Source organism: Albidovulum sp. (genome assembly GCF_049646345.1).
Lineage (GTDB): Bacteria > Pseudomonadota > Alphaproteobacteria > Rhodobacterales > Rhodobacteraceae > Albidovulum.
Genome location: NZ_JBARVQ010000571.1, coordinates 1 through 5,631, shown reverse-complemented (window position 1 = coordinate 5,631; position 5,631 = coordinate 1). Strand labels below are relative to the sequence as shown.

Sequence of the window (5,631 nt, the reverse complement as noted above, 5' to 3'; positions counted from 1 at the left end):
GCGCCTGGCTGCCCTTCGCCATGTCGATGGGCGCGCCCATTTCGCAGGAAATGGCCTCGGCCAGTTCGTCCTTGCGCTTCTCGTATTGTTCAAGGATGCGCACCACGACCGCGCGGCGCTCAGCCGGGGGTGTGGCGGCCCAGGCCGGGAAGGCGGCCTTGGCGGCGGCAACAGCGGCATCGGCATCGGCGGCCGAGCCGAGCGAGATCACAGCACAGGGCTCCTCGGTCGAAGGGTCGATGACCGGGCAGTCGCGGGGGGCAAGCGGCTCGGTCCAGCGCCCGTTGATGTAGAAGTCGCGTTTCTCGATCATGACAAACCTCGTCTGTTGGCGGCGGGACATTGGCACCTGCGAATCCCCGCAGCAAGGGTTGCGTATAATTTGATCAAATTATTTCTGCCGTCAATCCCGGCATTTTGTCGCGACTTGACCAATCCGGGTGCAAAGCCCCGCATCAGGGCCTATGTTTATGGCAACGCAAAACACGACAGACGGAAAGGAGCATCCGATGGGGCTGCGCATCAACGATACTGTTCCCAACTTCACCGCTCAGACAGATCAGGGCGTCATCCAGTTCCATGACTGGATCGGCGACAGCTGGGCCATCCTCTTTTCCCATCCGAAGGATTTCACCCCGGTCTGCACCACCGAATTCGGCGCGGTCGCACGGCTTTCCGAGGAATGGAAGAAGCGCAACACCAAGGTGATCGGCATTTCGGTTGACGGGATCGAGGAACATAAGCGCTGGAAGAACGACATCCATGTTGCTGGCGGCGCCCATCCCGGCTTTCCGATCATCGCCGATGACGGGCTGCATGTGGCCAAGGCCTTCGACATGCTGCCGCATGAGGCCTATCTGCCGGATAACGCCACTGCAAACGACACCGCCACGGTGCGCTCGGTCTATATCATCGGGCCCGACAAGAAGTTGAAGTTGTCGATGACCTACCCGATGAATGTCGGCCGCAACTTCGCTGAAGTGCTGCGCGCGCTTGATGCGTTGCAGGTGGCGAATGGCAAGGGGGTGGCGACGCCGGCGGACTGGACCCAGGGTCAGGACGTGATCGTGCCGCTTGCCGTCAGCGACGCCGACGCCGAGCGAAAGTTTGGCAGCATCAACAAGGTTTTGCCGTATCTGCGATATGCCCAGCTGCCACAGGATTGAAGCCGATCGCTTCTCTGCCAATTCAGTATTCGTGGGCTTGTCAAGCGATGCCCTTGCTGCATACAAGGTAACACATTTGTAATCATACCACTGAGCCACGCAGATAAGAGAAATGACGGACATTGATGCAGTAGTGGCATGGGTCGATGGCAATGACCCGCGACATGTCGAGAAGCGAAAAAAGTATCGGCAAGCGACACGAGACCATGCTGAAGCAACACGTAATACGCGCTTTGATCAGTCGGGCGAAATCTATTTCTGCGTCGCGTCGATTCTGAAATACGCGCCGTTCGTTCGGAAGATCTGGATCATTACCGATGACCAGAGGCCGATGTTGATAGATGAGTTTGCGCGCGCCGGACTCTGTTCGCCCGACAAAATAGAAATCGTCGACCATAAAACCATTCTTTCGGGATACGAGCAGTTTCTGCCGACCTTCAACTCATTGGTCGTCGAATCCGCCATGCACCGGATTCCCGGCCTTGCCGACAAGTTCATTTATTTTAACGACGACTTCTTTTTGAACCGCCCTCAGAAAGCCGAGGATTGGTTCACCGACGCAGGTCCCGTCCTGAGGACGCAGTTGTTGCCCACGCGATCTTCGAAGTTCAAAACCAAGCTGCGGGCGTTTCTACGCCGTGCGACGTTCAGGCCACCCAACACGAAACCCTCTTTTGGAAGAAACCAGGAGGCGGCGGCGGCGCGGTTCGGGCTGCATGATCAGTATTGGGCGATTGGCCATCATGCCCATCCGGTGCGAAAAAAGACACTCCAAGACTATTATAACGAACATCCGGACCTGTTGGAGGCACAGCTTCAATACAGATTTCGTTCCGTATTTCAGGTTCTTCCTGTTTCCCTTGCCAATCATATTGAAATCGTACGCTTTGGCGTCAAGCCGATCGAATATGAAAAGCCGGCCTACGTAAAACCCACTTCGGAAGATAGGCTCACAAATTTCCTGGAGAACATCAGGGCCGAGAACACTCTTTGTGGCTGCATCCAGAGTCTTGACGAAGCGCCGGAAGATGTACGGAAAATCGTTGTCTCTGCCATGTGCGACAAGCTTTCCTCTGCACTTCCCCCAAAGGTGAAGGCATTTCTTTCAAACAGTGATTTCAGTGCACATCAAGATGTCTCGGCTTGAGACGGGATTGCAGGGATCAGACTGCAAGCCCATGACGCCATAAGAAACGACGATTTACCCCGCCCGATGAGGAGCGATAAAGGTCCGCTCGGACTCTTGAATCAAATCTTGATTTTCTGCTTCGTACTTGCTCGTCAGCATCTGTTTTTGATCATCGCTGAGAAGCACCGGGCGTGGAAAGTCAGCATTTGAGAAGATCTGCTGCAAAAAGTTGCGCGTGCTTCTCTGCGCCTCCCAAGATTTTAAGTATGGGTTGATTTTAAGCGCCAGTTCAAGGCCAACATCACCAATGCTAAGGTTGCGGCGCGCCGGATACTCGAATTCTCCAAATTTTTGAGTGTCCACTGGCATAAACGCACTGAAGAAGTCACATAAAAATCTGGCTTGTCCCTGCCGGATTTGACTGCCGAAATCCTTCAGCAGAACGTTCTCTTTTCCCAAGGCTGCGCACAGGCCTTCGTAAAGCGGGCGCCAGCTGAGTGATCCGTCGAGTTTGGGATTCACCCATTCATCGAAAAGATGATGTTTCCCTTGTTGAATGGTCTGAAGATAATAGCTTTCCAGGAAGGATACTTGGTCCCTGATATAATATACGGCGATTTTCCGTTTGCCTGGCAAACCATCTGCAATTTGGCGTGCCCGTGCACTCGCGTCCGGGTAGAGTTCCTTGCCGGATTGCGCAAATGGCCGACCAAGAGCGTTCTCGTGCGACAACACATATCTGGTGCGTAACAGCAGCGCGGCCCGTCGAATATTCTTTTGAAGCACTGGCAGTCCGGGCGACAGAATCTTGTCCTGCCCCCAACCAATAAGTTTATCGCCGGAAGAACGCGACAGCATTGCGATCCGGTTCCGGCGCATGATCTTAGGGCGATCGCGCATATATTTCTGGATAAGTGACGTGCCGGTCTTGTGCGCGCCAAGATGCAAAACGACGATCACTACCGCCTCCCCAAAGCACGATCCTTGAACAATCGCCACCCTAACTAAATGGCCCCGCTTAGAAAAGCGAGGCCATCTTGCTCAGGGCCGCGTTGTCACTCGGCCGCGTCTTCCTTTTCCTTCTTCTCCGGCGCGATTTCCTCGCCGGTTTCCTGATCGACCATCTTCATGCCAAGGCGCACCTTGCCACGGTCGTCGAAGCCGAGAAGCTTGACCTTCACTTCCTGGCCTTCCTTCAGGATCTCGTTCGGATGCTGAAGGCGCTTGTTGGCAATCTGGGACACATGGACCAGACCGTCGCGCTTGCCGAAGAAGTTCACGAAGGCGCCGAAATCGACGAGCTTTACCACCTTACCGGTATAGACCTTGCCTTCTTCCGGCTCGGCCACGATCGAATAGATCATGTCATAGGCCTTCTTGATCGATTCAGCGTTGGCGGACGCGATCTTGATCACGCCATCGTCGTTGATATCGACCTTGGCACCTGACACTTCGACGATCTCGCGGATCACCTTGCCGCCCGAACCGATCACTTCACGGATCTTGTCGGTGGGCACGGTCATCGTCTCGATGCGCGGGGCATGGGCGGAAAACTCGCTGCGGCCTTCGGTCAGTGCTTTGGCCATCTCGGCCAGGATGTGCAGACGACCGTCTTTGGCCTGCGCCAGAGCCTGCTCCATGATCGCCGGGGTGATGCCCGCAACCTTGATGTCCATCTGAAGCGAGGTGATGCCGGCCTCGGTGCCCGCAACCTTGAAGTCCATGTCGCCGAGGTGATCCTCGTCGCCAAGAATGTCCGTCAGGACCGCGTATTTGCCGTCATCTTCCAGGATCAGACCCATCGCCACACCGGCGACCGGCGCCTTCAGCGGCACGCCTGCATCCATCATCGACAGCGACGATCCGCAGACCGTGGCCATGGAGGAGGAGCCGTTCGATTCCGTGATCTCCGACACGATACGGATCGTGTAGGGGAAGTCGGTCGGGGCTGGCAGAACCGCCTGAAGCGCGCGCCACGCCAGCTTGCCGTGGCCGATCTCGCGGCGGCCCGGAGGACCGAAGCGGCCAACCTCACCGACCGAATAGGGCGGGAAGTTGTAGTGCAGCAGGAAGTTGGAACGCCAGTTGCCGTGCAGGGCGTCGATGATCTGCTCATCCTCGCCGGTGCCGAGCGTGGTGATCACGAGACCTTGCGTTTCGCCGCGGGTAAAGAGCGACGAACCATGGGTGCGCGGCAGGATGCCGACCTCCGAGACGATCGGACGGACCGTCTTGGTGTCGCGGCCGTCGATGCGCTTGCCATTGGCGACGACATCGCCGCGCAGGATCGACGATTCCAGCTTCTTGATCGCGGAACCAAGATTGGCATCGGCCTGATCTTCTTCCGACAGACCGTCCTTGATCGCGGCAACGGCGGCCGAGATCGCGGCGGTCCGCTCCTGCTTGTCGAGGATCGCGAAAGCGGCGCGCATCTGCGTCTCGCCGGCTTTCTGAACCTTGGCATACAGCTCCGAATAATCGGCGGGCTGGAAGTCGAAGGGTTCCTTGGCGCAGGATTCGGCGAAGTCGATGATCAGGTCGATCACCGGCTGCATCGCATCATGACCGAACTTCACAGCGCCGAGCATTTCGGCCTCGGAAAGCTCATAGGCCTCCGATTCCACCATCATAACGGCGTCCTTGGTGCCCGCGACGACAAGATCAAGCCGCTGCTCGGGGTTCGAGCGCAGCTGATCCATGTCGCTGACTTCGGGGTTCAGCACATATTCGCCACCCGCAAAGCCGACGCGGCATGCGCCGATCGGGCCCATGAAGGGCACACCCGAAATCGTTAGCGCGGCCGAGGCGGCGATCATCGCAACCATGTCCGGGTCGTTGACCAGATCGTGGCTCAGCACGGTGCAGATCACCAGAACTTCGTTCTTAAAGCCCGGCACGAAGAGCGGGCGGATCGGACGGTCGATCAGGCGCGAGGTCAGCGTTTCCTTTTCCGAAGGACGCCCTTCACGCTTGAAAAAGCCGCCAGGGATCTTACCGGCGGCATAGGTTTTTTCCTGATAGTGCACGGTCAGGGGGAAGAAGTCCTGCCCCGGCTTCTGCTGACGGGCATAGGTCACGTTGGCCATGACGGAGGTTTCGCCGAGCGTGGCGATCACCGAACCGTCGGCCTGACGGGCAACCTTGCCGCTTTCCAGGGTGAGCTCTTCCTGCCCCCACTGGATGGATTTCTTTGTCACGTTGAACATATATCGTTTCCTCTTGGGAGCACCCACGGGCGTATCCCGTGTCTCCCCATTTTTCATAGCGGCCCCATTGCCGCCGCCCCCAATCCTTCGCATGCGCCCGGGGGCATGGGCTCACGTCACAGATGGCGCG

The 5,631-nt window shown here is 57.4% G+C and carries 5 protein-coding genes; 2 read left to right on the top strand and 3 right to left on the bottom strand.

Translation table 11 applies throughout. From position 1 onward, the window contains the following. On the bottom strand, window positions 1-313 hold a 313-nt coding region (locus tag WBB85_RS14905), incomplete at its 3' end, for an aldehyde dehydrogenase family protein (protein WP_432639390.1). Between the two features lie 196 nt (window positions 314-509). Here WBB85_RS14905 and WBB85_RS14900 point away from each other — a divergent pair. Both WBB85_RS14900 and WBB85_RS14895 read left to right on the top strand, forming a co-directional pair. Further along, window positions 510-1,166, top strand: a complete 657-nt coding sequence (locus WBB85_RS14900) for a peroxiredoxin (RefSeq protein ID WP_432639389.1) — start codon at window positions 510-512, stop codon at window positions 1,164-1,166. A gap of 112 nt (window positions 1,167-1,278) precedes the next feature. Beyond that, a complete protein-coding gene (locus WBB85_RS14895; RefSeq protein WP_432639388.1) occupies window positions 1,279-2,313 on the top strand; it encodes a Stealth CR1 domain-containing protein in 1,035 nt (344 codons plus the stop codon). 54 nt (window positions 2,314-2,367) lie between these two features. Here the strand turns inward: WBB85_RS14895 and WBB85_RS14890 are convergent, their stop codons facing one another. Further along, window positions 2,368-3,255 (bottom strand): hypothetical protein, encoded by an 888-nt coding sequence (locus WBB85_RS14890; RefSeq protein ID WP_432639387.1) that lies wholly within the window; start codon window positions 3,253-3,255, stop codon window positions 2,368-2,370. 95 nt (window positions 3,256-3,350) lie between these two features. Further along, window positions 3,351-5,501, bottom strand: a complete 2,151-nt coding sequence (pnp, locus tag WBB85_RS14885; RefSeq protein WP_432639386.1) for a polyribonucleotide nucleotidyltransferase — start codon at window positions 5,499-5,501, stop codon at window positions 3,351-3,353. Between the last annotated feature and the right edge of the window lie 130 nt (window positions 5,502-5,631).